The sequence below is a fragment of the Streptomyces sp. NPDC018964 genome (assembly GCF_044390325.1).
Lineage (GTDB): Bacteria > Actinomycetota > Actinomycetes > Streptomycetales > Streptomycetaceae > Streptomyces.
Map to the genome: position 1 here is coordinate 241,879 of NZ_JBIRYZ010000006.1, position 26,409 is coordinate 268,287.

The 26,409-nt window shown below is 72.0% G+C and carries 25 protein-coding genes and 2 tRNA genes; 10 read left to right on the top strand and 17 right to left on the bottom strand.

All coding sequences use genetic code 11. The annotated features are described in order from the left end of the window. Window positions 1-103: 103 nt before the first annotated feature. The 7 genes from ACH5AO_RS12845 to ACH5AO_RS12875 form a co-directional block, all read right to left on the bottom strand. A complete protein-coding gene (locus ACH5AO_RS12845; protein ID WP_398924273.1) occupies window positions 104-1,084 on the bottom strand; it encodes a tetratricopeptide repeat protein in 981 nt (326 codons plus the stop codon). 133 nt (window positions 1,085-1,217) lie between these two features. Further along, entirely contained in the window at window positions 1,218-2,489 is a 1,272-nt protein-coding gene (locus tag ACH5AO_RS12850) for an HD-GYP domain-containing protein (RefSeq protein ID WP_398924274.1), read from the bottom strand. Then, window positions 2,486-4,006: an HD domain-containing phosphohydrolase gene (locus tag ACH5AO_RS12855; protein ID WP_398924275.1), complete on the bottom strand. Its 1,521-nt coding sequence runs from the start codon at window positions 4,004-4,006 to the stop codon at window positions 2,486-2,488. Before ACH5AO_RS12855 ends, ACH5AO_RS12850 begins: the two co-directional genes overlap by 4 nt. Window positions 4,007-4,151: 145 nt before the next feature. Continuing rightward, a complete protein-coding gene (rsrA, locus tag ACH5AO_RS12860) occupies window positions 4,152-4,463 on the bottom strand; it encodes a mycothiol system anti-sigma-R factor (RefSeq protein ID WP_398924276.1) in 312 nt (103 codons plus the stop codon). Beyond that, window positions 4,460-5,146: an RNA polymerase sigma factor SigR gene (gene sigR, locus ACH5AO_RS12865; protein WP_398924413.1), complete on the bottom strand. Its 687-nt coding sequence runs from the start codon at window positions 5,144-5,146 to the stop codon at window positions 4,460-4,462. Before sigR ends, rsrA begins: the two co-directional genes overlap by 4 nt. 256 nt (window positions 5,147-5,402) lie before the next feature. Then, entirely contained in the window at window positions 5,403-6,062 is a 660-nt protein-coding gene (locus ACH5AO_RS12870; RefSeq protein ID WP_398924277.1) for an alpha/beta family hydrolase, read from the bottom strand. Between the two features lies 1 nt (window position 6,063). After that, complete coding sequence (locus tag ACH5AO_RS12875; protein ID WP_398924278.1) at window positions 6,064-6,879, bottom strand: SOS response-associated peptidase; 816 nt, start codon at window positions 6,877-6,879, stop codon at window positions 6,064-6,066. A 64-nt stretch (window positions 6,880-6,943) separates the two neighbouring features. On the opposite strand from ACH5AO_RS12875, the gene ACH5AO_RS12880 reads away from it, so the two are divergent. The 4 genes from ACH5AO_RS12880 to ACH5AO_RS12895 all read left to right on the top strand — a co-directional run bounded on the left by ACH5AO_RS12880 (window position 6,944) and on the right by ACH5AO_RS12895 (window position 10,646). After that, a complete protein-coding gene (locus ACH5AO_RS12880) occupies window positions 6,944-7,666 on the top strand; it encodes a M50 family metallopeptidase (RefSeq protein WP_398924279.1) in 723 nt (240 codons plus the stop codon). Window positions 7,667-7,866: 200 nt separating this feature from the next. Then, the gene (gene aroA / locus ACH5AO_RS12885; RefSeq protein WP_398924280.1) at window positions 7,867-9,183 is read left to right on the top strand and encodes a 3-phosphoshikimate 1-carboxyvinyltransferase; all 1,317 of its coding nucleotides are present in this window, start codon (window positions 7,867-7,869) and stop codon (window positions 9,181-9,183) included. 9 nt (window positions 9,184-9,192) lie between these two features. Beyond that, window positions 9,193-10,203 (top strand): ribosome small subunit-dependent GTPase A, encoded by a 1,011-nt coding sequence (gene rsgA / locus ACH5AO_RS12890; protein WP_398924281.1) that lies wholly within the window; start codon window positions 9,193-9,195, stop codon window positions 10,201-10,203. 119 nt (window positions 10,204-10,322) lie between these two features. Next, window positions 10,323-10,646, top strand: a complete 324-nt coding sequence (locus ACH5AO_RS12895) for a multidrug efflux SMR transporter (protein ID WP_030860215.1) — start codon at window positions 10,323-10,325, stop codon at window positions 10,644-10,646. A gap of 6 nt (window positions 10,647-10,652) precedes the next feature. Here ACH5AO_RS12895 and ACH5AO_RS12900 read toward each other — a convergent pair whose 3' ends face one another. Further along, complete coding sequence (locus ACH5AO_RS12900) at window positions 10,653-11,264, bottom strand: TetR/AcrR family transcriptional regulator (protein WP_398924282.1); 612 nt, start codon at window positions 11,262-11,264, stop codon at window positions 10,653-10,655. Window positions 11,265-11,392: 128 nt separating this feature from the next. Between ACH5AO_RS12900 and hisN the strand changes: the two genes are divergently transcribed. Further along, on the top strand, window positions 11,393-12,193 hold the full coding sequence (gene hisN / locus ACH5AO_RS12905; protein WP_398924283.1) for a histidinol-phosphatase: 801 nt from the start codon (window positions 11,393-11,395) through the stop codon (window positions 12,191-12,193). Between the two features lie 170 nt (window positions 12,194-12,363). Beyond that, window positions 12,364-12,762: a cyclic nucleotide-binding/CBS domain-containing protein gene (locus tag ACH5AO_RS12910; RefSeq protein WP_398924284.1), complete on the top strand. Its 399-nt coding sequence runs from the start codon at window positions 12,364-12,366 to the stop codon at window positions 12,760-12,762. A gap of 71 nt (window positions 12,763-12,833) precedes the next feature. On the opposite strand, the gene ACH5AO_RS12915 is transcribed toward ACH5AO_RS12910, so the two are convergent. Continuing rightward, the gene (locus tag ACH5AO_RS12915; RefSeq protein ID WP_398924285.1) at window positions 12,834-14,285 is read right to left on the bottom strand and encodes a catalase; all 1,452 of its coding nucleotides are present in this window, start codon (window positions 14,283-14,285) and stop codon (window positions 12,834-12,836) included. Window positions 14,286-14,429: 144 nt separating this feature from the next. Here ACH5AO_RS12915 and ACH5AO_RS12920 point away from each other — a divergent pair, with 144 nt between their 5' ends. Further along, window positions 14,430-14,846, top strand: coding sequence for a Fur family transcriptional regulator (locus ACH5AO_RS12920; protein WP_391789898.1), 417 nt, complete (start codon window positions 14,430-14,432; stop codon window positions 14,844-14,846). A gap of 114 nt (window positions 14,847-14,960) precedes the next feature. Here the strand turns inward: ACH5AO_RS12920 and ACH5AO_RS12925 are convergent. From ACH5AO_RS12925 to ACH5AO_RS12940, 4 genes are all read right to left on the bottom strand, one after another. Beyond that, a tRNA-Met gene (locus ACH5AO_RS12925) sits at window positions 14,961-15,034 on the bottom strand. 256 nt (window positions 15,035-15,290) lie between these two features. Continuing rightward, the gene (locus ACH5AO_RS12930; protein ID WP_398924286.1) at window positions 15,291-17,108 is read right to left on the bottom strand and encodes a tetratricopeptide repeat protein; all 1,818 of its coding nucleotides are present in this window, start codon (window positions 17,106-17,108) and stop codon (window positions 15,291-15,293) included. Between the two features lie 223 nt (window positions 17,109-17,331). Then, window positions 17,332-17,405, bottom strand: a tRNA-Met gene (locus tag ACH5AO_RS12935). A 55-nt stretch (window positions 17,406-17,460) separates the two neighbouring features. Further along, window positions 17,461-20,388 (bottom strand): UPF0182 family protein, encoded by a 2,928-nt coding sequence (locus ACH5AO_RS12940; RefSeq protein WP_398924414.1) that lies wholly within the window; start codon window positions 20,386-20,388, stop codon window positions 17,461-17,463. A gap of 164 nt (window positions 20,389-20,552) precedes the next feature. On the opposite strand from ACH5AO_RS12940, the gene ACH5AO_RS12945 reads away from it, so the two are divergent. After that, window positions 20,553-21,095 carry a PPA1309 family protein gene (locus ACH5AO_RS12945; protein WP_398924287.1) on the top strand — a complete coding sequence of 181 codons (543 nt, stop codon included), beginning with the start codon at window positions 20,553-20,555 and terminating at the stop codon, window positions 21,093-21,095. 9 nt (window positions 21,096-21,104) lie between these two features. Here the strand turns inward: ACH5AO_RS12945 and ACH5AO_RS12950 are convergent, their stop codons facing one another. The 4 genes from ACH5AO_RS12950 to ACH5AO_RS12965 form a co-directional block, all read right to left on the bottom strand. Continuing rightward, complete coding sequence (locus ACH5AO_RS12950; protein WP_398924288.1) at window positions 21,105-22,199, bottom strand: PDZ domain-containing protein; 1,095 nt, start codon at window positions 22,197-22,199, stop codon at window positions 21,105-21,107. A gap of 100 nt (window positions 22,200-22,299) precedes the next feature. Next, window positions 22,300-22,464 (bottom strand): hypothetical protein, encoded by a 165-nt coding sequence (locus tag ACH5AO_RS12955; protein WP_398924289.1) that lies wholly within the window; start codon window positions 22,462-22,464, stop codon window positions 22,300-22,302. A gap of 115 nt (window positions 22,465-22,579) precedes the next feature. Then, window positions 22,580-23,041 (bottom strand): molybdenum cofactor biosynthesis protein MoaE, encoded by a 462-nt coding sequence (locus ACH5AO_RS12960; RefSeq protein ID WP_398924290.1) that lies wholly within the window; start codon window positions 23,039-23,041, stop codon window positions 22,580-22,582. A 90-nt stretch (window positions 23,042-23,131) separates the two neighbouring features. Then, entirely contained in the window at window positions 23,132-24,244 is a 1,113-nt protein-coding gene (locus ACH5AO_RS12965; protein ID WP_398924291.1) for an SDR family oxidoreductase, read from the bottom strand. Between the two features lie 192 nt (window positions 24,245-24,436). Here ACH5AO_RS12965 and ACH5AO_RS12970 point away from each other — a divergent pair, with 192 nt between their 5' ends. Beyond that, window positions 24,437-25,882 carry a zinc-dependent metalloprotease gene (locus ACH5AO_RS12970; RefSeq protein ID WP_398924293.1) on the top strand — a complete coding sequence of 482 codons (1,446 nt, stop codon included), beginning with the start codon at window positions 24,437-24,439 and terminating at the stop codon, window positions 25,880-25,882. Then, window positions 25,879-26,400 (top strand): NUDIX hydrolase, encoded by a 522-nt coding sequence (locus tag ACH5AO_RS12975; RefSeq protein WP_398924294.1) that lies wholly within the window; start codon window positions 25,879-25,881, stop codon window positions 26,398-26,400. Before ACH5AO_RS12970 ends, ACH5AO_RS12975 begins: the two co-directional genes overlap by 4 nt. Window positions 26,401-26,409 lie beyond the last annotated feature (9 nt).

Consider the following 26,409-nt stretch of genomic DNA (forward strand, 5'->3'; position numbering starts at 1 on the left):
AGGGTACGGTGAAGCGCCCCTTCAGGGGCGCGGGACCGTGCCGTGTGCGGCTCGGCCGCGTGGGCGTGGACAAGCACGACGGATCCGCGCGCGGCCGACGGCCTCAGCAGACCTCTTCGAGATCCCGCCAGTCCCGCGAGTCCGGGCTGTCCGCGACCCACCCGTCCAGCAGCCCCCGGACGAGAGAGGCGGGGGCGGCCACGCCGCACTCCCGCTCCGGCACCCACAACTGCCCGTCCGTACGATGCCCGAGCGGCCCGGGATGCCCCGGCTCGCTGTGATCGTGCGGGTCCAGGTGCTCGCCCTCCCCTTCGTCGGACGGCATCCGGGACTCCGAGCACATCCGGCACAGCAGCCGTACGGAGGACGACCAGTCCTCGGCCGCGAACCCGGCGTCGGAGGCCAGTTGCTCCAGCGCGTCCCGGTCGGCCTCCGTCGCGGCCTCCAGCAGCACCACCCAGGTCGGCACCGGCGAGGGCGCCCACAACTCGATCTCGTCGAACACCGGGTAGGTGTGCCCGGCGGCGGTGCTCCGCTCCCCGTGCGGCACCCCGTCGTGCAGGACGACCTCGCCCCAGCGGCGCCCGGAGGACGGCAGCGGAATGGACAGCACCTCGATCCGGGCGGGGTCCAGGCGCCGCCCCCACACCACCTCCGCCTCCCCCTCCGGGGACAGCCGTACGGCCGCGCTGCCCAGCTCCATGCCGAGGGGCTCGCCGGAGTCGGTGGCCGGTCCGGGCACCTTGAGTCCGTAGGCCTGCCAGGCCCGCCGGGCCAGCGGCCAGTCCTGCAGGGCGGTGGCGGCGATGCCCACGTTCCACCAGTCCGGAGCCCCGGTGTCGCGGTCGAGCAGCGCCACGGCCCGCAGGCCCGCCGCCCGCGCCTGCTCCCAGTCGTGCCGGAACTTGTGCAGCAGCGCGAGGTTGAACCAGGACTCCGACAACCAGGGCTCCAGATCGGCGGCACGGGTCAGCAGCGCGCCCGCGTCCTCGTACCGGCCGTCGCCGATGAGCGTGAACGCACGGTCCGTGGCCTGCCGCCAGGAGGCGGAGGGCCGGTGCCGTCCCTTGCCGAAGATCCTCACGATTCCCGCCTGCCGGTTCCGTCGGTGGGCTGGCCGTACCTGTCCGCGCCCCCGGACACCCTCTTCTTCGCATCCAACCACGTACGGCCGCGAGGGCGCTCATTACTCATGGGTTACCCAGCCTCGGCCGAGGTCAGACAGTCCCGTTCGTGGCCCTCGCCACGCTCGGCCCTCCATGTTCACGTGCCCCCTCCGTGTTCCGTGACAGCACCCGGGCCAGTGCTTCGACCACCTCCGGCGCGTACTCCCCGGCGGTTGTCAGGCGCAGTTCCTCCAGCGCGGCCAGCGGCCCGCCGGGCCCTCCTTCCCGGGACTTCTCCTCGTACGCGTTGACCACCCGGACGATACGCGCGGCGAGCGGCTGCTCCCGGTGCGGGTCGGCCTGGCGTTCGACGATCGCGGCCACGCGCGGGTCCACCCCGGTCCGGCGCACCACGGCGCCGCCGAGCAGCGCGATCCGCCGCTGTTCGGTGACCGGCAGGACGGCGGTGGCGCCACCGGGGACCGGGTCGACGAGGCTGAGCTGGCCGATGTCGTGCATCAGGGCGGCGTACTCCAGCACGGTCAGTTCGGGTTCGGTCAGCCCGAGGTCCCGGCCCACCGCCCGGCTGAGCTCGGCGACCCGGCGGGCGTGCCCGGCCGGGGTGCAGCCGGCGATCTCGGTGGCCCGCGCGAGGGAGGTGATGGTCTGCCGGTAGGTGGCGCGCACGGCGGCGTACCGCCGGTAGGAAAGCTGTGCGAGCAGCAGGGGCACGGAGAAGACGGGCAGCGCCCACAGCCCCACGACCGCGACCCCGAGCGCCATCACCGCGCCCGTGGCGACGACCGCGGCCCCGATGCCGGGCACGGCCCGCAGTTCGTCGCGCAGCGTCGGCAGGAAGGGCCATCCGGTGCGGGAGTGGGCCAGCGCGGCGGCGAGCACGGCGTCGCACAGCGCGGTGAGGGACAGCAGGACGAGCAGGAGCAGCGCGTGGGCGGGGCCTCCCCAGCCGTCGAAGGTGCCCCGGTTGTACAGCGGCTGGAAGCACACGGCGGCGAACCCGACGGTCAGCACCCTGCGAGCCGGCGGGTCGAGGGCGGGTCCCGCTCCCCGCCCGACGTGCGGCACGCTGCCGAGCAGGGACGCGGCGAGCACCACGGTGACGACCTGGGCGGCGCCGTGGTGGGTGGGCCGCCCCGCGGTCTCGCCGAGCAGCGCGTACGACAGGGAGCCCGCGGCGGCGAGCGGCGCCGCCTCCCTGATCCGCGTCCCGTCGCGCCGGGTGAGCTCGCCGACGGCGACGAGCACCCCGAAGGCGAGGGCGGCACCGCGCTCCTCGACACCTTCGTAGAGGGTGACGCCGAGGGAACCGGTGGCGAGGACGACGGCGCACAGGTGGACGACGGTGTGGAGCCGGGGCCTCATCGGCGCGCCCCGGGCCGGCCGGTGACCGGTGCGGCGGCTCCGGGCGCGGCCGCGGGCCGTATGTCCCCGGTGGCGGACCGCGTGCCGCCGTCGGCGGGCCGGGTGTCACCGGGAGCCGGTCGGCTGCCGCCCGTGGCGGGCCCGGGGACACCGGCGACCGGCCGGGTGGCGTCGGGGGCGGGGTGGGTGTCACCGGGGGCGGGGCGTGCTTCGTCGGCGGTCACCGCCGGATGCCAGCCGTCCCGGCCGATCGCCCGGATCAGCGCGGCCACCATCCGCGGGTCGAAGTGGGTGCCCGCGCACCGCCGGAGCTCCTCCAGCGCCACGGACACGGGCCGCGCCCTGCTGTAGGAGCGGGTGGAGGTCATCGCGTCGAAGGCGTCGGCGACGGCGACCACCCGCGCGGACTCGGGGATCTGACTGCCCGTCAGTCCGTAGGGGTAGCCGGCGCCGTCCAGCCGTTCGTGGTGGTGCAGCACCGCCGCGCGGGCCTCGCCGAGGAAGGAGATCCCCCGCACCATCTCGTGCCCGTACTCGGGGTGCAGTTCGATCACCCGGCGCTCCTCGGGGGTCAGCGGACCGTTCTTGGTGAGCAGCCGGGTGGGTACGCCGAGCTTGCCGACGTCGTGCAGGATGCCCGCGAAGCGGAGCACCTCGACGCGCTCGTCGTCCATGCCGAGTTCCCGCGCGATCATCATGGACGCGCGTCCGACGCGTTCGCTGTGCCCGCGCGTGTAGCCGTCCTTGATGTCGACGGCCTGGACGAGGGCGCGGATCGTCGCCTGATGGGCGGCCCGCTCCTGGTGGTACTGGGCGAACGCCCACCAGGAGACGCCCATCGGCAGCAGCACGAGCAGCGCGGCCACGGGACCGTAGGGGCTGCGCCACAGCAGCGCCATCATGAGTCCGGCGAGGCCGTGCACGGCGCTCGGTACCAGCGACCCGAGGAACAGCCGCCACCGGGCGGCCACCGCCGGGATCCGCCTCCCGCGCGGGAGCGCGCCGGGCGCCGGGACGCCGCCGTCCAGCAGGGTCAGCACCAGGCAGAACGCCAGCACCGCGGCCCCGGCCGTGCCGAGCGCGCCCGGGACGTCGCAGTCCGCCACCGCGTCCCGGCCGCCGACCGCCAGGTGGACCCGGCTCGCGGCCCAGACGGCGAGCACCAGCCGGCCGGCCCGCCAGAGCCTGCGCGCCAGGTACGGGCGTCGTCCCACGGGGAGCAGCAGCGCTCCGGGGAGCGCGACCAGCGCCGCGGCGGACGGTGGCAGCAGGAAGGCCCCGGCGAGCAGGACGGGGTGGAAGGTTCCGCCCGGGTGCGGGGCGGTGGCCGGGCGCGACCGGGCGAAGCGCTCGCAGCCCGCGTACACCGCGGCGAGCAGGGCGACCGCCCACCAGGAGAAGCGCGCCCCGCCCGGCGGGGACACCGGGACCGAGGGGACCAGGGACAGCGGACAGAGCAGGCCCAGCACGGTGACGCGGACGACATATACGCGGGCCCGCGCCGGTAACGCCTCCATGAACCCCTCCCCGACCGTGCCCGCCGACACCCGGCCTGTCACCTGTCAGACTCCGGAGCCTAGGGCGACGAGGTGTGCCTCCACGGGCCGATAACCCGCGGATTAGCACGTTCGAGTGACACAGGGGTCGGGGAACCGCGGAGTGTCAGGACTCCTGCGGTGCGACCGGCGAGGCCGTGACGTCCTGGTCGGGGACGGCCTGGCCGGAGCGGATCAGTTCGAGCCGGCCCATGACCTTGGAGCGCAGGTCGCCCGGCACGTCGTCCTGCCCGCAGCAGCGCTTGACCAGCTTCTTCACCGCCTGCTCGAGCCCGTACTTCTCCAGGCACGGCGAGCACTCCTCGAAGTGGTGCTCGAACTTCACGCAGTCGGAATCCGGCATCTCACGGTCGAGGAACTCGTAGAGATGATCGAGGATTTCGCTGCAATCCGTCTCGTGCGGCTCTCCGCAGCTCATGACCCCGAGCCTTTCGCTTCGTTCGACTCTCCGGCGCCGGCCGGGACCAGTCCGCGCTCACGCGCGTAGTCCTCCAGCATGCCGCGCAGTTGACGGCGGCCGCGGTGCAACCGGGACATCACCGTACCGATGGGTGTCCCCATGATGTCCGCGATCTCCTTGTAGGCAAAGCCCTCGACATCGGCGAGATACACCGCGATGCGGAACTCCTCCGGGATCGCCTGGAGCGCTTCCTTGACGTCCGAGTCGGGCAGGTGGTCCAGCGCCTGCGACTCCGCGGAGCGCAGACCCGTGGACATGTGCGACTCGGCGCGCGCGAGCTGCCAGTCCTCGATCTCCTCGGCCGCGCTGCGCTGGGGTTCGCGCTGCTTCTTGCGGTACGAGTTGATGAAGGTGTTGGTGAGGATCCGGTACAGCCACGCCTTGAGGTTGGTGCCCTCGCGGAACTGGTGGAAGGACGCGTACGCCTTGGCGTACGTCTCCTGCACCAGGTCCTCGGCGTCGGCCGGGTTGCGCGTCATGCGCAGGGCGGCCGAGTACATCTGGTCGAGGAACTCGAGCGCGTCCCGCTCGAAGCGCGCGCTGCGCTCCGCGGTCGACTCCGCGCCCGTGCCGCCCCGGCCCTCGGGCTGCTCCGCCTGGCCGTGTTCGGTCCCTGCGCCGGTACCGGGAACCGGACCCACCTCCTCCAGAGTTGTCGTGAGACCGAAGGCGGCCTCACCCGAATCGGAGGATAGACGACGATCCGGTCCGCCCGCCGCCCGAACAGGGGCGGTCTTGGCCGCGTGCAGCACCGTCCAGTCCAGATCGGCGCGGGCACTGCGACTCGGGCAGAAGGTCGAACCCATGCGGCGGACTTCCTCTCCTACGACGGCGATGCCGTTGACCGGCATGTACGTCCGTCCCAACAGCGGGATCCGCGCGGGCATTCCCGGTGCCTCACCCGAGTGAGGCGGTCCACCGCACGACCGCGTCCGTGATCACCGTCACGGCCTCCTCCTGTGTCAGGTCCGCCCGCGCGGGCACGGCGAAGCCGTGATCACCGTGGGGGACCTCGATCAGTTCGAACCTCCCCTCGGGGAACTCCCCGGGCCTGCCGAACGGGTCGTTGCCGCCCTGGACGACGAGGGTGGGCACGCCGGCGCCGAGCAGCTCGGCGGCGCGGGACTTCTCGGGCCTGCCCGGCGGATGCAGGGGGAAGCTCAGGGCGAGGACGGCGTGGGCGCCGAGTTCCGCGGCGGTGCGGCAGGCGACGCGGGCGCCGGCGCTGCGCCCGCCCGAGACCACCGGCAGGCCCGGCTCCGCCAGCGCGGGCCAGATGCCGCGCCAGCCGGTGTCGAGGGTCTTCGGCGCGGGGGCCACCTTCTTGCCGGCCACCCGCCAGGGCTGTTCGACCAGGGCGACGGTCACGCCGTGCGCGGGCAGCCCGGCGGCGAGCGCCTTCAGGTCCCGGGCCTCGATGCCGCCGCCGGCGCCGTGGCCCACCGCGAGGACGAAGCGGGCGCGCCGACGTGCGCGGTGCCAGGTGATGCGGGCGGGGCCCGCCTCCGTCTCGACGGTCTCGGTGGTGACGGTCGTGTCTGCCGTGTCGGGGGTCACGTCAGAAGAGTGTGCCCTCTTCCGGCGCGGCCAGCTCGGTCAGCAGCTCGGGTCCGTTGTTGCGGACGTTGCTGACGGCCGTGGCGACCGGGTAGGCGCGCAGCAGGCCGGAGGGGGGCGGGGCGAGCAGTCCGCGCAGCTCCTCGACGTCCGTGCGGGCGGGGTCCAGCCAGGCGTCCCAGCGGTCCGGCGTGAGCATCAGCGGCATCCGCGGGTGGATCTCGGCGAGGGTGCGCGGGCCGTCCGCCGGCGAGGCGGCGAGCGGGCCGCTCTCCGCCTCGGTGGTGATGACGGAGCACGTCGCCCACCAGGCCTGGGGGTGGTCGTCCGGCAGCGTCCGGTCCCGCCAGAACTCGTACAGCCCGGCCATGGCGAACACCGAGCCGTCGGCCGGCGTCACGAAGTAGGGCTGCTTGCGGGGCCGCTTCTTCTTCCCCTCGACCTCCAGGTCCCGCTCCTGCTTGCCGGTGACCCACTCGTAGTAGCCGTCGGCGGGCAGGACGCAGCGCCGGGAGGAGAAGGCGCGGCGGTAGGACGGCTTCTCGTGGACGGTCTCCGCGCGGGCGTTGATCATCCGGGCGGCGCCCTCGGGCGTCTTGGACCAGGAGGGCACCAGGCCCCACCTCAGCTTCCGCAGCTGCCGAACCGGGCGCGGGTCCGCCGCGTCCTTCAGGGCACGGTCGAGTACGGCGTAGACCTCCTTGGTCGGCGCCACGTTGTAGTCGGGCTCCAGGGTCTCCTCCGGGTCCCACTTGGCGATTTCAAAGATTTCCGCGAGATCCTCGGGCCTGCGACTCGCTGCATACCGTCCGCACATACGTGCAACACTGCCAGACTCCGCACGCCCGGGCAGAGGGAGCAATCGGAAACAGATGGAAAGCATGGTCAGTACCGCGTCCGCCTCATTCGCCTCCCTCTGGGACGAGGTCTCCGGCACCCAGCCCGACCCGGACGTGTGGGTGGTCGTCGCCACCCTGGTCGCCGCGGCCGTCGTCGTCGTACCGCAGGGGCTGTGGCGGCTGTCCCGGAACGCCGTCACGATCGCCCACGAGGGCGGGCACGGGCTGGTGGCGCTGCTCACCGGCCGCACGCTGACGGGGATACGCCTGCACTCGGACACCAGCGGCCTGACCGTCAGCCGCGGGAAACCGCACGGCATCGGCATGATCCTCACGGCCGCCGCCGGCTACACCGCTCCCCCGCTGCTGGGCCTGGGCGGCGCCGCGCTGCTCGGCGCCGGCCGCATCACGCTGCTGCTGTGGTTGGCCACGGCGCTGCTGGTGGCGATGCTGGTGATGATCCGCAACGCGTACGGGGCGGTGTCGGTGCTGGTCACGGGCGGCACGTTCGTCCTGGTGTCCTGGCTGACCGGGCCCCAGGTGCAGGCGGCGTTCGCGTACGCCGTGGTCTGGTTCCTGCTCCTGGGCGGAGTGCGCCCGGCCTTCGAGCTCCAGGCCAAGCGGTCACGCGGCGGCGCGGGGGACTCGGACGCGGACCAGCTGTCGAGGCTGACGCACGTCCCGGCGGGGCTGTGGTTCTTCCTGTTCCACGCGGTGTCGCTGTGCTCCCTGCTGGGCGGGGGCAGGTGGCTGCTGGACCTGTAGGCCACGGCGCGCTGCCGGCGAGGCGCGAGCAGCCGGCCCGAAGGGGGCCCGGGACCGTGCCGCCGTGCGGGTGCGCCGGGCCGTCCTCGCCCGCCCCGCACGCGGTGCGGCCCGCGGCTCCGCCGCGCGGGTGCGCCGGGCCGCCACGTGGCCGCACCCGAAACACAGCCCGCCTCCCGGGCTCCTTATAAAGTGGGGCCATGGCCCCGAACCCCACGCACACCGCCCTCTGGCCCGCCCCGCACGCGAGCGGAGCCGTCGACGCGACGGTCCACGTGCCTGGGTCCAAGTCGGTCACCAACCGCGCCCTCGTCCTCGCCGCCCTCGCCTCCGAGCCGGGCTGGCTGCGCCGCCCGCTGCGCTCCCGCGACACGCTGCTGATGGCCGGCGCGCTGCGCGCGATGGGCGTGGAGATCGAGGAGGGCGTCGGCCCGGACGGCACCGGCGAGGCCTGGCGGGTGCTCCCCACGGGCCTGCGCGGTCCGGCCACCGTCGACGTCGGCAACGCCGGCACGGTGATGCGGTTCCTGCCCCCGGTCGCCACCCTCGCCGACGGCCCCGTCCGCTTCGACGGCGACCCCCGCTCGTACGAGCGTCCCCTGAACGGCGTCATCGACGCGCTGCGCCGGCTGGGCGCCCGGATCGACGACGAGGAGCGTGGCGCGCTGCCGATGACCGTGCACGGCGGCGGCGCCCTGGACGGCGGCACCGTGGAGGTCGACGCGTCCTCGTCCTCCCAGTTCGTCAGCGCCCTGCTGCTGTCGGCGCCGCGCTTCAACCAGGGCGTCGAGGTCCGCCACACCGGCGCGACGCTGCCGTCCCTGCCGCACATCCGGATGACCGTCGACATGCTCCGCGCGGTGGGTGCCCAGGTGGACACCCCCGAGTCGGGCGGCGAGCCGAACGTCTGGCGGGTCACGCCGGGCGCCCTGCTGGGCCGGGACCTGACCGTCGAGCCGGACCTGTCCAACGCCCAGCCGTTCCTGGCGGCGGCGCTGGTGACCGGCGGCAAGGTCGTGATCCCGGACTGGCCGGCCCGTACCACCCAGCCCGGTGACCGGCTGCGGGAGATCTTCACCGAGATGGGCGGTTCCTGCGAGCTGACCGAGTTCGGGCTCGTGTTCACCGGCTCCGGGTCGGTCCACGGCATCGACGTGGACCTCGGCGAGGTCGGCGAGCTGACGCCCGGCATCGCGGCCGTGGCGGCGCTCGCGGACTCCCCGTCGACCCTGCGGGGCGTGGCCCACCTGCGGCTGCACGAGACGGACCGGCTGGCCGCGCTGACCAAGGAGATCAACGAGCTCGGCGGTGACGTCACCGAGACCGCCGACGGCCTGCACATCCGTCCGCGCCGGCTGCACGGCGGGGTCTTCCACACCTACGAGGACCACCGCATGGCCACCGCCGGCGCGATCATCGGCCTCGCGGTCGAGGGCGTGCGGATCGAGAACGTGGCGACGACGGCGAAGACCCTGCCGGACTTCCCCGAGCTGTGGACCGGGATGCTCGGGGCGTAGGGGTTCACCATGCGCCGCTACGGCAAGCACACCGACGAGGACGACATCCGCTCCCGCCCCAACCGCAAGGGCAACCGGCCGCGCACCCACATCCGGCCCAAACACGAGGACGCGGCCGAGGGACTGGTCCTCACCGTCGACCGGGGCCGGCTGACCTGCCTCGTCGACGACCGGACCGTGCTGGCGATGAAGGCCCGCGAGCTGGGCCGCAAGGCGGCGGTGGTCGGCGACCGGGTGGCGATCGTGGGCGACCTGTCCGGGAAGAAGGACACGCTCGCGCGGATCGTGCGGATCGAGGAGCGCGCGTCGGTGCTGCGCCGTACCGCGGACGACGACGACCCCTACGAGCGGGTCGTCGTCGCCAACGCCGACCAGCTCGCCGTCGTCACCGCCCTCGCCGACCCCGAGCCCCGTCCGCGGCTGATCGACCGCTGCCTGGTCGCGGCGTACGACGGCGGCCTGGAGCCGCTGCTGGTGCTGACCAAGTCGGACCTCGCGCCGCCGGACAAGCTGCTGGAGCTCTACGGCGACCTCGACATCCCGTACGTCGTGACCAGCCGCGCGGAACTGGAGAGCGGCGAGGCGGCGGACCGGGTGCGGGAGCATCTGGACGGCCGGATCACCGCGTTCGTGGGGCACTCCGGGGTCGGCAAGACGACGCTGGTCAACGCGCTGGTGCCGCAGGAGCGGCGGCGTACGACCGGACATGTCAACGCGGTGACCGGGCGGGGGCGGCACACGACGACGTCCGCGCTGGCGCTGCCGCTGTCGGGCGCCGAGGGCTGGGTGATCGACACGCCGGGGGTGCGGTCCTTCGGGCTCGCCCACGTCGACCCGTCCCGGGTGATCCACGCCTTCCCCGATCTGGAGCCGGGCACGGAGGGCTGTCCGCGCGCGTGCGGTCACGACGAGCCGGACTGCGCGCTGGACGCGTGGGTGGCCGGGGGGCACGCGGATCCGGCGCGGCTGTACTCGCTGCGCCGGCTGCTGGCGACGCGGGAGCGCACGGAGGGCGACTGACCTCCGCGTTGTTTGTCGTGACCGCCGGGCGGTAAGTGCATAATCGCACCGAGCCGGACCCGAACCCGCCGAACCTGGCGAAGCGGTCACTGTATGTGGGGAATGCGGGAGGACGACACATGGCGTGGCTGCTGGTCATAGTGGCCGGGTTGCTCGAGACCGGCTTCGCCGTGTGCCTGAAGCTGTCGCACGGCTTCACCCGGCTGTGGCCGACCGTCGCGTTCTGCGCGTTCGCGCTGGGCAGCTTCGGGCTGCTGACGCTGGCGCTGAAGAAGCTGGACGTGGGGCCCGCGTACGCGGTGTGGACGGGCATCGGAGCGGCGGGGACGGCCATCTACGGGATGGTGTTCCTCGGGGACCTGGTGTCGACGCTGAAGATCGTGTCGATCACGTTCGTGATCGTCGGCGTGATCGGGCTGCAGTTGTCGGGGTCCGCGCACTGAGCCCCGCTACAACACCGCCGAGGGCCGGTGCAGGGCGCCGCGCACCAGGTCGGCGACGCCGGTGCCGGCCGGGGGCGCGACGACGCAGGACAGGGCGAGGCGGACCACCAGCTCGCAGGAGCGGGCCAGGTCGGCGGTGTCGGACCGGGGGACGCCGGGGCCGGCCAGGACGGCGACGGCACGGTCACGGACGAGGGCGACGAGGTCGGTGGGTGAGGGCAGCGGGCCGTCGGCGCGGCGTTGCGCGGGCGCGGCGGATCCCGACGCCACGGCCGCGAGACCCGGGGCGGGCAGGCGGGCGTCCCAGCAGCCGGTGAGCATGGCGCGGACCAGGGCGTTCCCACGGGCGCCGGCAGTGATCCACTCGGCGGTCGCGGTCAGCCGGTCGCGCGGGTCCGAGTGGCCGGCGAGGGCGCGGTCGACGCCGGCGAGGTAGCCGTCGGCCTCCCTGCGGACGAGGGCCCGGGCGAGGCCGTCCTTGCTGCCGAACTCGTTGTACAGCGTCTGGCGGGAGACCCCGGCCGCGGCGGCCACGTCCACCATCCGCACCGCGGACCACGGGCGACGCGCCAGTGCCGTGTAAGCGGCGTCCAGCAGGGCTTCCCGCGCTGTGGGCATCTTCGCCTCCCTCGGGGCGAGCGGCCGACCTCGCGGTTAGATTTGACGCGCCGTCGGGCACTGTCAAGGGTTCTCGGGCCCCTCCCCCCGGTGGCCCCGCACCGACCTCGGCGGATACCGTTCGTTGCATGCCCGACTACCTCGACGACCTGCGTCTCGCCCATGTCCTGGCGGACGCCGCCGACGCCGCGACGATGGAACGGTTCAAGGCTCTCGACCTCAAGGTGGAGACCAAACCGGACATGACTCCGGTGAGTGAGGCGGACAAGGCCGCCGAGGAACTCATCCGCGGCCACCTCAAACGCGCCCGCCCCAGGGACGCGATCCTGGGCGAGGAGTACGGGGTGGAGGGCACGGGGCCCCGGCGCTGGGTGATCGACCCGATCGACGGCACCAAGAACTACGTGCGCGGGGTTCCCGTGTGGGCCACGCTGATCTCCCTGATGGAGGCCGGCGAGGGGGGCTTCCAGCCGGTCGTCGGGGTGGTCTCCGCCCCCGCCCTCGGCCGTCGCTGGTGGGCCGCGCGGGGGCACGGCGCCTTCAGCGGCCGCAGTCTGTCGTCGGCCTCCCGGCTGCGGGTCTCCCGCGTCTCCGAGCTGTCCGACGCCTCCTTCGCGTACTCCTCGCTCAGCGGCTGGGAGGAGCAGGGACGCCTGGACGGCTTCCTCGACCTCACCCGCGAGGTGTGGCGCACGCGCGCGTACGGCGACTTCTGGCCGTACATGATGGTCGCCGAGGGGGCGGTGGACCTGTGCGCCGAGCCGGAGTTGTCGCTGTGGGACATGGCGGCCACCGCGATCGTGGTCACGGAGGCGGGCGGCAGTTTCACCGGGCTCGACGGCCGCCCGGGGCCGCACAGCGGCAACGCGGCCGCGTCGAACGGGCTGCTGCACGACGAGCTGCTGGGGTACCTCAACCAGCGTTACTGAGCGGCACGGGGTGAGCGTGCGCGCCCCCGGCCGGCCGCACGCGCCCTCTTGTTGACCCCCGCTTTACCTGCCACTCTGAGAGTCCCCCCACTTGTGAACTTGTGAAATCGCGAACGATCGGACTTCCACGCCCGTGACCTCGCGTTTTCCGGTAGGAGGTGGCTCCATCCATGCTCGTCCGTGACGCCATGAGCACCGTGGTCCTCACCATCGGCCCCGCCCACACCCTCCGCCAGGCCGCCGCCCTGATGTCCGCCCGCCGGGTGGGCGCGGCCGTGGTCCTCGATCCCGACGGCACCGGCATAGGCATCCTCACCGAGCGGGACGTGCTCAACTCCGTCGGGCTCGGCCAGGACCCCGACACCGAGCACGCCCACGCCCACACCACCGCCGACGTCGTGTTCGCCGCCCCGTCCTGGACCCTGGAGGAGGCCGCCACCGCCATGGCCCACGGCGGTTTCCGCCATCTGATCGTCCTCGACCGGGGCGAGCCCGCCGGCGTGGTCTCGGTCCGCGACATCATCCGCTGCTGGGCGCCTCAGCGGCCGGTCCAGCGGGTGCCGGCGTAGTGGCATGCGGAACGGGCCGGACCCCGCGAGGGGGTCCGGCCCGTGTTTCGACAAGCGGTCCAGCGCTGGAATCAGCCGCGCAGGGCCTGGACCGCGGCCTCCAGCCGCTTGCCGAAGTCCTCGTCCGCCTGGCGGAAGTTGTTGATCGCGCGGGCGGCGATCTCGTCGCGCGTGACCCCGGAGATGGCGCCCGCCAGGTTGTTCACCAGGCGCTCCTTCTCCTCCTCCGTCATCAGCCGGTACAGGTTGCCCGCCTGGACGAAGTCGTTGTCCTCGGCGTGGACGGGCGTGACCGTCTCACCGGTGACGCCGGTCACCGGGACGGGCTGCCACAGCGGACGGCCGGTCTGGACCGGGCCGCCGAAGCTGTTCGGCTCGTAGTTCTTCGCACCGTTGTGGCGGCCGTCGTACAGGTAGCCGTCACGGGAGTTGGTGCGCGCCTCGGTGGCGTGCGGGCGGTTCACCGGCAGGTGGTCGGCGTTGATGCCGACGCGGTAGCGGTGGGCGTCGCCGTACGCGAAGAGGCGGCCCTGGAGCATCTTGTCCGGGGAGGGACCGATGCCCGGCACGAAGTGGGCGGGGCTGAAGATCGACTGCTCGACCTCGGCGAAGATGTTCTGCGGGTTGCGGTTGAGCTCCAGCTTGCCGAACTCGATCAGCGGGTAGTCCGCGTGCGGCCAGACCTTGGTCAGGTCGAACGGGTTGAAGCGGTACGTGGCCGCCTCGGCCGCCGGCATCACCTGGACGTAGACGGTCCAGGACGGGAACTCGCCGCGCTCGATGGCCTCGCGCAGGTCCCGCTGGTGGGAGTCGGGGTCCTTGCCCGCGAGGATCTCGGCCTCCTCGGCGGTCAGGTTCTTGATGCCCTGGTCCGTCTTGAAGTGGTACTTGACCCAGAAGACCTCGCCGGCCTCGTTGTTCCACTGGTAGGTGTGCGAGCCGAAGCCGTCCATGTGGCGGTACGACGCCGGGATGCCGCGGTCACCGAACAGCCAGGTCACCTGGTGCGTGGACTCCGGCGACAGGCCCCAGAAGTCGAAGACGTTGTCCGCCTCCGTCGAGCCCGTGTACGGGTCGCGCTTCTGGGTGTGGATGAAGTCCGGGAACTTGATCGCGTCCCGGATGAAGAACACCGGGGTGTTGTTGCCGACGAGGTCGTAGTTGCCCTCCTCGGTGTAGAACTTCAGCGCGAAACCGCGCGGGTCGCGCACGGCGTCCGCGGCGCCCAGGTTGCCGGCCACCGTCGAGAAGCGCAGGAAGGTCTCCGTCTCCTTGCCGACCTCGGAGAGGAACGCGGCCCGCGTGTACCGCGTGACGTCGGCGGTCACCGTGAAGGTGCCGTAGGCGCCGGCACCGCGGGCGTGCACCACGCGCTCCGGGATGCGCTCGCGGTTGAAGTGGGCCAGCTTCTCGATGAGGAGCTGGTCCTGAACGAGGACCGGGCCGCCGACGCCCGCGGTCTCGCTGTTCTGGTTGTCGGCAACCGGGGCACCGGCCTCCGTGGTGAGCGGTCCCTGCGTCACGTGCGCCTCCTGCGTCCTTGCTGACCAAACCGTGCCTTGGCCAAGTCCGACCCCGATCCTACAATGGACAATGTCTAAGTCAAACAAAGCTCCAAAGTCACACCCATTCGGGATTTCTGTCCCCTTGCTGCTAGGCTGGTGCCTATGAGTGACCTTTTGGATCGGCTCCGTGGACGTGGATGGCGGATGACCGCGCAGCGCCGTGTCGTGGCCGAGGTCCTCGACGGCGAACACGTCCACCTGACGGCCGACGAGGTGCACGCCAGGGCTGTCGCCAAGCTGCCCGAGATCTCCCGGGCGACCGTCTACAACACCCTGGGCGAGCTGGTCTCGCTCGGTGAGGTGCTGGAGGTCGCCACGGACAAGCGGGCCAAGCGGTACGACCCCAACGCCCACCGCCCCCACCACCACCTGGTGTGCGCGCGGTGCGGCGCGATCCGCGACGTCCACCCGACCGGCAATCCGCTGGCCGACCTCCCTGACACGGAGCGCTTCGGCTTCACGGTCTCCGACGTCGAGGTGACGTACCGCGGAGTCTGCCCGAACTGCGCGGCCGCCTGAGACATACGAGCGAGCCCCGGCACCGATGGGTGCCGGGGTTTCTCTTCTGCCGTCCGGATACGCCGTACGCACCGAGGGCCGGAACCCTATCGGATTCCGGCCCTCGGCCTTCAGTAGCGGGGACAGGATTTGAACCTGCGACCTCTGGGTTATGAGCCCAGCGAGCTACCGAGCTGCTCCACCCCGCGTCGATGAATGGAACACTACGTCAAGACGTCCGACAGAAGCAAATCCGTTTCCACACGCCACGGCGGACAGCCGCACCACCCCGCCGCGTAGCCGCGGGCAGTCGTGCCTCCCCAACGCCTCAAGGGCCCGGGAGGTACCCCCAGGGCGGCACGGGTGGGCGATGGGAGTCCCTTCCCCGCTCGAGCGAAACCGAGAGCGGGGGAGGCGCCCCGCAGACGCCGGGCCGCGCAACACCCCGCTCAGCCCGGCGCCGCCTCACGCGGACAGTTCCTCACGCAGCGCGTCCCGCAGCCGAGTGGCCCGCTCCGCGACCGCCGCCGGCCCCAGCTCAGCCGCCCGTTCCGCCCACCGCTGCCCCTCCGCCAGCTCCCCCCGCCGCGCGTAGACCAGCGCGAGCCGCAGCGCAGCCCGCCCGTGCCCCGCGTCGGCCGCCCGGGTCCACCACACGGCCGCCTCCGGCTCACTGCCCTCACGGGCCAGCAGCAACCCCAGGTTGAAGGCGCCGTTGCGCGAACCGGCCTCCGCCGCCTCCCGGTACCAGCGCGCCGCCTCCACCACGTCCCCCCGGGCCGCCGCGAGCATCCCGACCCGTACCTGCGCCCGCCGGTGACCCTGGGAGGCGGCCCGCTCGTACCACTCCTCGCACTCGCTGCGCCGGTTCACCGGCTCCCCCAGCTCGTGCGCGGGCTCCGGCGGCCTGCGGGCGTCCAGCACCGTCGCCAGCCGGTACGCGGCCTCCGCGCTCCCCCCGCCCGCCGCGCACCGCAGGAACCGCTCCGCCTCGCCCTCCTCGCCCTCCCGCAGCCGCGCCATCCCGACCTGGAGCGCCGCCTCCATGTGTCCTGCGGCCGCCGCCCGCTCGTACCAGCGCAGCGCGGACCGCTCCTCGCCCCGGCCCGCGTGCAGGATGCCGAGGTTGAAGGCGGCGTCCACGCTGCCGGTCTCCGCGGCCTTGGAGAACCACGGCTCCGCGCCGGTCTCGTCCCCGGCCCGCAGCAGCAGGATCGCCAGCGCGTTCGCCGCCTCGCGGTGACCGGCGTACGCGGCCCGGCGGTACCACTGCTCGGCCTGGGCGGTCCGGCCCTGGTCGGCGCAGAGCAGCCCGAGGTTGTACGCGCCGTTGATGTCACCGGCGTCCATCGCGGCCCGGTACCAGCGCTCGGCGGTCTGGGTCTCACCCCGCTCGGCGTGCAGCGCGCCCAGCGCGTTGGCGGCGTTGCCGTCGCCGTCCTGCGCGGCCCGCAGCCACCACACGGCGGCGTTCTCGGTGTCCCCGGCGTCGCGCAGCAGGAAGCCGAGCGCGCAGGCGGCACGGGGCTCGCCGTCCTTGGCGGAGGTCAGGTACCAGCGGCCGGCCTCCTTGAGCTCGCCGCGCCGCTCCAGGATCGTCCCGAGGTGCAGCGCGGCCCGGCGGTGTCCCCGCGCGGCGGCCTGCCGGTACCACTGCTCGGCCTCCCGCACCAGCGCCGCGGCACCGTCGTCGCCCTCCCGCGCGGCCCTGCGGTCCAGCGCGCGGGCCAGCCGGTACGCCCCTTCCCGGTGCCCCCGCTCGGCGGCGACCCGCATCCAGCGCTCGGCCTGGGCCGTGTCCCCGCGGTGTTCCAGCAGGTCGGCGAGGGCGTACGCGCCGAGGGTGTGGCCCTGTTCGGCGGACTGGCGCAGCCAGTACTCGGCGGCGGGTTCGTCCCCCCGCTCCCGGTGGTGGCGGCCGAGCGCGTGGGCCGCCGCGGTGGATCCGGCCACGGCGGCGATCCGCCACCAGCCCGCGGCCTCGTCGGCGTAACCCCGCTGGTGCAGCAGGACACCCAGGTTGTTGGCGGCGGCGCGGTCGCCCGCGGTGGTGGCGGCACGCAGATGGGGTTCGGCTCCGTCGAGATCACCGCGGCGCAGCAGCATGGCGCCGAGGACGCTCATCGCCTCGACGTCGCCGGCCTCGGCGGCGATCCGCCGGCGCAATTCCTCGGCCGCCTCGTCGGCGGCCTCCCCCGTCTCGTCGCGGGGTTCCTCCCGAGGGGAGGACTGCACAAAACGCCCTGTCCTGAACAGAGTTGCCTTGTCCCCCATACCATCCATCGTCGCACCACCTGCAACCTGGGTACACCTGGTATACCGCAGTCAGTGAGGTCACTACAGCGTTTTGTCGACATGCCCACAGAGAGACAAGTCAAACACAGATCCGCCAACTCCCGTCGGCGGCACGGCCGTCACTCGCCCAGGTACATGCGTTCGCCCATCACAAAGGCCCGGATTCCTGGAGGAATCCGGGCCTTTGACGTCGCCGACTTCGCGACCTGAGTAGCGGGGACAGGATTTGAACCTGCGACCTCTGGGTTATGAGCCCAGCGAGCTACCGAGCTGCTCCACCCCGCGCCGTTGTGTTGCAACCGTAGCACGGCGCGGGAGGGGCATCTGACCAGCCTGCTCGCTAACTGCTCGGGCTCGCGTCGGGAGCGGGGCCGCTCTCCCCGCCGCCGCCCCCTTCGGCCGACTGGGCCTCCTCAGCCTTGCGCAGCGCGTCCTCCAGGTCCTTCTGCGCCTGGCCGTAGGCCTCCCAGTCGTTCTTCTTCAGGGCTTCCTGACCGGCCTCGAAGGCCTTCTGGGCGTCGTTCAGCGCCTCCTGGACCGTGGGGTTGTCGGACGTCGGCGGTGGCGTCGTGCCCTCCTCCTCGCCGGTTCCCTCGTCCTCGCCCGGTGGCTCGGTGGTCGTGCCCTCACCCCCGAAGACCTTGGCGAGTGCCTGGTCGAGGGTGTCCTCGAAGGCGGTCTGGCCTCCGTAGGTCACCAGCACCTTCCGCAGCAGCGGGTACTTCAGTCCGCCACCGCGCACGTAGACCGGCTCCACGTAGAGCAGTCCTCCGTCGAGCGGGACCGCCAGGAGGTTGCCGTACTCGACCTCGGAGTCGCCGCCTCTCAGCAGCCTGATGGACTCGGCGATGTCCTGTTCGGAGTTGAACTGGCTCTGGACCTGTTTGGGTCCGGCGGCCGTGGTGCTGCTCGGCAGTTTCAGCACTCTGATCTTGCCGTAGTCCTCGGTGCCCGGATCGGCGTTCACCGCCATGAAGGCACTGAGGTTGTCACGGCCGTTCGGCGTGAACGTCGTGGTGAGCGAGAAGGTCTGCTCGTCCTGGTCGGGCATCTTCATGCTCAGGTAGTACGGAGGCACCGCGTCGCCCGTCTTGTTGGTCGGGTCGTCCGGCACCTGCCACACCTCGCTGCCCGAGAGGAACGTCGTGGCGTCCTTCACGTGGTAGCGGGTCAGCAGTTCGCGCTGCACCTTGAACAGGTCCTGCGGGTACCGCAGGTGGGCCATCAGCTCGCCGGAGATCTCGGTCCTCGGCTCCACCGTGTCCGGGAACGCCTTCATCCAGGTCTTCAGGACGGGGTCCTGGGTGTCCCACTGGTAGAGCTTGACCTCGCCGCTGTACGCGTCGACGGTCGCCTTCACCGAGTTGCGGATGTAGTTGACCTGGTTCTGCTGGGCCACCACCGCACGCTGGTCGTTGGTGGCGGTCAGCGAGTCGGCCGTGGTGTCTCCGAGGGTCGTCCGCGACGCGTACGGATAGCCGTTGGTGGTGGTGTAGGCGTCGACGATCCATTGGATGCGGCCGTCCACGACCGCCGGGTAGGCGTCACCGTCGATGGTCAGCCACGGGGCGATCGCCTCGACGCGCTCCTTGGGCGTGCGGTTGTACAGGATCCGCGACCCCTCGCCGATCGCCCCGGAGTACAGGATCTGCGGCTCGCCGAACGCGACCGCGTAGGCGGCCCGGTTGACCGGGTTCTCGAGGTCGACCCCGCTGTCGCCCCGGTAGCTGTACGTCTTCTCGCCGCTTTCGTCGGAGTAGTCGATCTCCTTCTGGGGACCGCCGACGATCGAGTACGTGGTGGTGCGCTCGCCGTAGTAGACGCGCTGCTCGTACTCCGGGAGGTCCCCCTTGGACGGCAGGTCGGACTCGATGAAGTCCGGACGGCCGCCGGAGTCCACGCTGGTGCCCTCGGCCGCGACGACGCCGTACCCGTGGGTGTAGCGGAAGTGGTCGTTGATCCAGTTCCGCTTGGGGATGCCGTCGAGGTTCAGCTCGCGCAGACCGATGACCGTGTCCTGCTCCTCGCCGCCGATGGGGTACCGGTCGACGTCCAGGTTGGTCGGGAACGCGTAGTAGTTCCTGATCTGCTGGAGCTGCTGGAACGTCGGCGAGACGATGTTCGGGTCCATGATCCGGATGCTCGCCGTGTCGGTGACCTCGTCCCGCAGCCGGGTCTTGTCCTCGGTCTGGCTCGTGCCCGGGTAGTCGGTGACCTTGGAGTCGTCGATGCCGTAGGCCTCACGCGTGGCCTTGAGGTTCTTCTCGACGTACGGCGCTTCCTTGGCCTGCTCGTTCGGCTGGACCTGGAACTTCTGCACGATGGCCGGGTACAGGCCGCCGATGAGGATCGCCGACAGCACCATCAGGCCGAAGCCGATCACGGGCAGCTGCCAGGTGCGCCGCCACAGGGTGGCGAAGAACAGCAGCGCGCAGATCACGGCGATGCAGAACAGGATCGTCTTGGCCGGCAGATAGGCGTTCGCGTCGACGTACCTGAGGCCCGTCCAGCTGTCGGTGGCCCTGAAGTCGCTGGACTTCACCGCCAGTCCGTACCGGTCGAGCCAGTAGGCGACCGCCTTCAGGGCGACGAAGACACCGAGGAGCACCGACAGGTGTCCGGTGGCCGCGGCCGTGGCGCGCGCGCCCGGGCTGGTGATGCGCAGCCCGCCGTACAGGTAGTGGGTGAGCGCGGCGGCGATCAGCGCCAGGATCGTGGCGGCGAAGCCGAAGCCGAGCAGGAACCGGTACCAGGGCAGGTCGAAGGCGTAGAAGGAGACGTCGAGCTTGAACTGCGGGTCCTTCTGGCCGAAGGACACGCCGTTGACCCACATCAGCCAGGTCCGCCACTGGCTCGACGCCGAGGCGCCGGCGATCAGGCCCACCAGCGCGGTGATGCCGAGCAGCAGCCACTTCTTGTACGGGGCGATGCCCATCCGGTACCGGTCGAGGTTCTGCTGCTCCATCGACATGGCGCTCAGCGGCGGCCGCATCCGGTGCGCCAGCCAGACGTTGAAGCCGACCGCGAGGGCCATCAGCAGACCGAAGACGAAGAACAGTCCGATCTTGGTCCACAGGGTCGTCGTGAACACCGACGAGTAGTTGACCGAGCGGTACCACAACCAGTCGGTCCAGAAGCCCGCGAACATGGTGAACACCATGCCGAGGACGGCCAGGACGCCCAGTGTCATGAGCAGGGTCCGGACCCGCCGGGACGGGCGGCCCACTCTGATCCGTGGCCCCGTCGGGCCTCCGCCGCGGTCCGGCATCTGGAAAGCCAAGGTAGGCACCTCGAAGTTCGCTGTTGATTCGTCAGGCCCGCGTCTTCACGGACCGTGTGTGGTCCCCCGTGTTCGCAGGCCCACACCTATGCAACTTACTCACCCTTTACTCGGTTCCCGATTCCGGCCGGGAACGAGAGAGGATTGTGACCATGTCCAACACACCCATGGCGGCCAACCCGCTCACCCGGGCCGTGCTCGAGATCGACGAGTACGTCTCCGGCCTCGGCTGGGACCAGCCCGCCCGCCTGTTCGCCCTCGTCGACACCGCCCGGCTGCGGGCCGAACAGCCCTCGCTCGCGGACCGGCTCGGTCTGGGCGACGAGCAGGAGACGACCGCACTCACCCCGATCGAGCAGGACGAGATTCCAACGGGCAAGCCGCTCGACGAGTTCCTGGGCACCATCGCCTGGCCCGACGCGGTGACCGGCTGTGCCCTGACCGTGGAACGGCTGATGCTGCCGCCGTCGGCCGAGGCCCAGGTCCCCGAGGACCTGGACGAGGCCGCGCTGACGAAGTGGGTGGCGCGGCACCCGGAGCGTCAGGAGGTCCGGATGACGGTCGCGGTGCTGCGCGACGGGGCCCGCGAGTCGGCTCTGCGGCTGCGGGAGAAGGACTCCGCCACGGAGGTCCTCACCGGCTCCGAGCTCGTGCCGGGCCTGGCTCAGGCGCTGGCGGCGACGTTCGAGGAGTAGCGGGGCCGGTCAGGAGGCCGTGCACCTCGGCAGGTCCGAGGTGTCGCCGGAGCGGATGTCCTTCAGGGCGTCCAGGGCGTCACCGATGGTGTCGACCTTCACCAGGGTGAGGCCCTCGGGGGTGTCCTCGGCGGCGGACGCGCAGTTGTCGGCGGGCGTGAGGAAGTACTCGGCGCCCTTGTCACGCGCGCCGACCGTCTTCATCTGGATCCCGCCGATCGGCCCCACCTTGCCGTCGTCGTCGATCGTGCCGGTGCCGGCGACGAACGCGCCGCCGGTCAGGCTGCCCGGGGTGAGCTTGTCGTAGATGCCGAGGGCGAACATCAGGCCCGCGCTCGGCCCGCCGACGTCGGCGAGCTTGATGTCGATGGTGAACGGGAAGGTGTGGTCGGTGCCGGCGGAGATCCCGACGATGGCGCGCTTCTCGCCGCCGTCCTCGGAGGCCGTGGTGGTGATCGTCACCTTCTCGGTCCTCGTCGCCGTCCGGTCCTCCTTCTCGGCGGCGGCCTGCTCCTTGGCCGGCACGATCGTGAAGACCACGTCCTCGCCCGGCTCGTGCTCGGTCACCCGCTCGGCGACGTCGGCCGGCTCCTTCACCGCCTTGCCGTCGACGGCCTTGATCACGTCGCCCGCGTGCAGCTTGCCCTCGGACGGGGACCCCTTGACCACCGTGGAGACGATCACCCAGGACTCCACCGGGACGTCGAGTTCCCTCAGGGCCGCGACCTTGGCGCTCTCCTGGGACTGGCTGAACTCCTCGGCGTTCTCCTGGGTGGACTCCTCCTCCGTCTTGCCGTCGGGGTAGAGGGTCTCGTGCGGAACGACCTTGTTGTCGTGCGCGAGCCATCCGTAGACGGCCTCGACGAGGTTCATCCGGTAGTCGGCGCTGGTGACCCGCACCGTGGTCATGTTGAGGTGACCGTCCGCCGGGTAGGTTTTGTGACCGTCGATCTGCAGCACCGGCTCGCCGTCGTGCTCGCCCAGCGTGTTCACCGTCGGCCCCGGGGACATCTCCGAGTAGGGCACGGGGATGAAGACTCCCGCGCACAGGAGCGCGATCAGCATCAGGGTGGAGGCGAGCATCGTCGCGGTGCGGCGTGGCATGCCTCGACAGTACGGGACATGCCTGTCAGCGCACCGTCAGGGCCGCCCGGACGGGCGGCCCTGCTCGCTTCGTATGCTGTGACCTGCTGTTCTTTGGCCTTCAGCTACCCGAGTGCGACTTTTCCATGGCCTCGCGGAACCGGGCGTAACCGATGAGTTCGGGGCCGTCCCCCCGCACCTTGCGGGTGCGATTGGCCCAACTGCCCCACAGTCCCGCTCCGATCGCGGCCACAAGCGGAATCAGCAACCAGGCAAGCGCCGCCATGCCGACCTCCCAACCCCATGAGCGTCCGCAACACTGACTGATCAGCAGATTAACCATCAGCAGTGACAACGCTCACGCCAGGGGTGGGGTTACGCAACCGGAGGTCCGGGCCTGCTCAGCAGGCCCCCACCCATTCCTCGGTCCCGTCGGAGAATCTCTGGTGCTTCCAGATGGGCACCTCGTGCTTGAGGTCGTCGATCAACTTCCGGCAGGCCTCGAAGGCCTCCCCCCGGTGCGGGCACGACACGCCGACGACCACGGCCAGGTCACCGACCCGGAGGTCCCCCACCCGGTGCACGGCGGCCAGCGCCCGAACGGGGTACTCGGCGGCCACCTTTTCGGCGATCCGCCGCATCTCGTCCTCGGCGCTGGGGTGGCACGAATAGCCGAGCTCGTCGACGTCGGCGCCCCCGTCGTGGTTGCGCACGGTCCCCACGAACAGCGCCGTCCCGCCGGCCGCGTCGTCCCCGACCGCGCGGAGGACCTCGTCCACGGACAGCGGCGTGTCGCGGATCGAGATCAGCTTGATCGGGTCCTGTGCGGCCTGCTCACCCGGGTGTTCGTGCGTGGATGCCATGCCCCCATCGTGCCCCACGCCGGCGACAACGCGGAACGGCGTCACCGCCCGGTACGCGCGCGTGCCCGTGCGGAGCCCCCGGGAGGCACGTCAGATCCGGCGCCGGGCCCTGCGCGCCCGTCGCACCACCGCGGCCGCGCCCAGCAGGGCCACCGTCGCTCCTGCGGCGCCCGCCGCCGTCGCGTCCTTGCGCCCCAGCCGCCGGCCGGCGACCGTGTGCCTGCCGGACACCTCCTCCAGCAGCTCCGCGAGCACCTCCTCGTTGGTGTGCGCGGGCCGCCACCCGGCGTCGTGCAGCCGGCTCCCGCTCACCACCCAGGGGTACATCGTGTACGCCAGGTCCCCGGCCGGGGACGGGGTGAGACCGATCCGGTGCAGCCGGGCCGCCGCGCCGAGCGCGACCGCCGACGGCAGCTCCATCCGCCGGATCCCGCTGAGCTCCTCGACCTCCTCCTGCTCCAGCCACCCGTCACAGCCGACGGCCAGCTCGCCGTCGACCTTCTCCAGGACGGCGTACTCCAGGGCGCTGCACAGATCCTCGACGTGGCAGAACTGCCACGCGGGCCGCGAGCCGGCCACCACGAGCAGCCTGGGCGACTCGAAGTACCTGGTCAGCGCGGTGTCGGTGCCTCCCACCAGTACGGCGGGACGCACGACCGTGACATTGAGCCCCGGGTGCGCCCTGGGCGCCCGGCGGCCGAGCCGCTCGATCTCCAGGAGGTCGCCGACGCCCGTCGCCTCCGCCGTGGCCCGCAGCTCCGCGTCCTCGGACAGCGGCAGCTCGTTGTCCGGCAACGCCCCGTAGACCATCGCCGACGTGCACAGCACCACGCGGCGCACTCCGGCGGCCGCGGCGGCCGTCAGCACCGTCTGGGCGCCCCGTACGTTGTAGGCCGTCCGGGCGGCGGCATCGGTCTCCAGATCGAGGTCGAGCGCGAGATGGACCACCACGTCGGCCCCGCGGAGCTTGTCCGCGATGGCCGGATCCCGTACGTCCAGGATGTGCCAGCGCGCCTCGGCGCACTCGCCGCGCCGCTCGTCGATGGCGATGACCTGCTTGATCTCCTCCGAGGCGGCGAGCCTCGCGGTGAGCAGCGCGCCGATGCCGGACGCGGCACCGGTGACCGCGACGACGGGCCCGCGCGCCGCGGAGGCGGTCGGGCCGTTTCGCGCTGCGCGAACCTGTGGATCTGGGGAACTCACCGGGCGTCTCCAGCGGTTGTCTTCAGTACGAGCGCGAGCGACGCGTGCGTACCAGGTGGCATCCATCCTGCCGCAGGCCTGCTGTCGGCGAAGCACCGAGGCTCGAACCGCTTCAGGTGTCTACGCTGGGTGGTGTTGTCGGGCAGCCGTGCCGCCGGAAAGAACCGGTGGCCCTACCAGCCGAGGAAACCCGTGAGTGACACCCCATTCGGATTCGGCCTTCCGCCGGAGGAGCCGGACGACGGCGACGAGGGCAAGAAGAAGGACCCGCAGAGCGGTGGTGGTCAGGGCCCGGCCAACCCGTTCGGCTTCGGCGTGCCCGGAGCCGGAGGCTTTGGCGGCCCGGGCGCGGACAATCCGTTCGCCGCGATGTTCGGGTCACTGAACCCCACCGACCTGGGCGCAGCGTTCCAGCAGCTCGGCCAGATGCTCTCCTACGAGGGCGGGCCGGTGAACTGGGACATGGCCAAGCAGATCGCCCGGCAGACCGTCTCGCAGGGCACGACGGAGGGTTCGAAGGACGCGAGCGTCGGGCCCGCCGACCGCAGGGCCGTGGAGGAAGCGGTCCGTCTGGCCGACCTGTGGCTGGACGACGCGACCTCCCTGCCGTCGGGGGCCAGCTCCGCCGTGGCCTGGAGCCGCGCGGAGTGGGTGGAGGCCACCCTCCCGGCGTGGCGGGAGCTGGTCGACCCGGTGGCCGAGCGCGTCGGGAACGCGATGGGCGATGTGCTGCCGGAGGAGATGCAGGCCATGGCCGGCCCGCTGATCGGCATGATGCGCTCCATGGGCGGCGCCATGTTCGGCACGCAGATCGGGCAGGCCGTCGGCGTGCTCGCCGGTGAGGTCGTCGGCTCGTCCGACATCGGCCTGCCGCTGGGCCCGGCCGGCCGGGCCGCGCTGCTGCCGCTGAACATCGAGACGTTCGGCAAGGACCTGGGCGTCTCCCAGGAGGAGGTGCGGCTGTATCTCGCCCTGCGCGAGGCCGCCCACCAGCGCCTGTTCGCGCATGTCCCGTGGCTGCGCTCGCACCTGTTCGGCGCCGTCGACGGTTACGCGCGCGGGATCAAGGTCGACACCGGCAAGCTCGAGGACGTCGTCGGGCAGTTCGACCCGCAGAATCCGGAGCAGCTGCAGGAGGCCCTCCAGCAGGGCATGTTCCAGCCGGAGGACACGCCGGAGCAGAAGGCCGCCCTGGCCCGTCTGGAGACGGCGCTGGCACTCGTCGAGGGCTGGGTGGACGCCGTGGTGCACGCCGCGGCCAAGCCGCGGCTGTCGTCGGCCGACGCGCTGCGCGAGACGCTGCGCCGCCGCCGCGCCTCGGGCGGCCCGGCGGAGCAGACGTTCGCCACGCTGATCGGCCTGGAGCTGCGTCCGCGCCGGCTGCGCGACGCCTCGCGCCTGTGGGCCTCGCTCACCGACGCGCGCGGGGTCGACGGCCGGGACGCCCTGTGGGCGCACCCGGACATGCTGCCGACGGCGACCGACCTGGACGATCCGGACGGTTTCGTGCACCGCGAGCAGATCGATTTCTCCGAGCTGGACAAGATGCTCGGTGAGGCCGCCGGCGGGAAGCCCGACCTCAAGAAGAAGGACGAGGGCGAGGACAAGAGCGAGAACAAGGGCGACGACGCCGAGTGAGCCTCCACGACGACGCGGTCCTCGTGCTCAAGGGGTACGAGGACCAGCCCGAACTGCGCCAGACCTATCTGGACCACCTCGCGGCGCATCCGGACGGCATGTGGAAGGCCTGTGCGGACGGCCACATCACGGCCAGCGGCCTGGTGATCGATCCCGAGCGGGGCCGGGTGCTGCTGACCCTGCACCGGAAGCTGCGGATGTGGCTCCAGATGGGCGGGCACTGCGAGCCGGGTGACGTCTCGCTCGCGGCGGCGGCCCTGCGGGAGGCGACGGAGGAGTCCGGCATCGCGGGACTGACCCTGGTCCCCGGCGGCCCCGTGCGTCTGGACCGTCATCACACACCGTGTGCCTGGCACCTGGACGTCCAGTACGCGGCGCTGGCTCCGTCCGGATCCGTCGAGGCGATCAGCGACGAGTCCCTCGACCTGCGCTGGTTCCCGTACGACGAGGTGGCGGACGTGGCCGACACCTCGGTCACCCGTTTGGTGGAAGCGACCCGGACGAGACTGGGCATCTGACGCACCGGT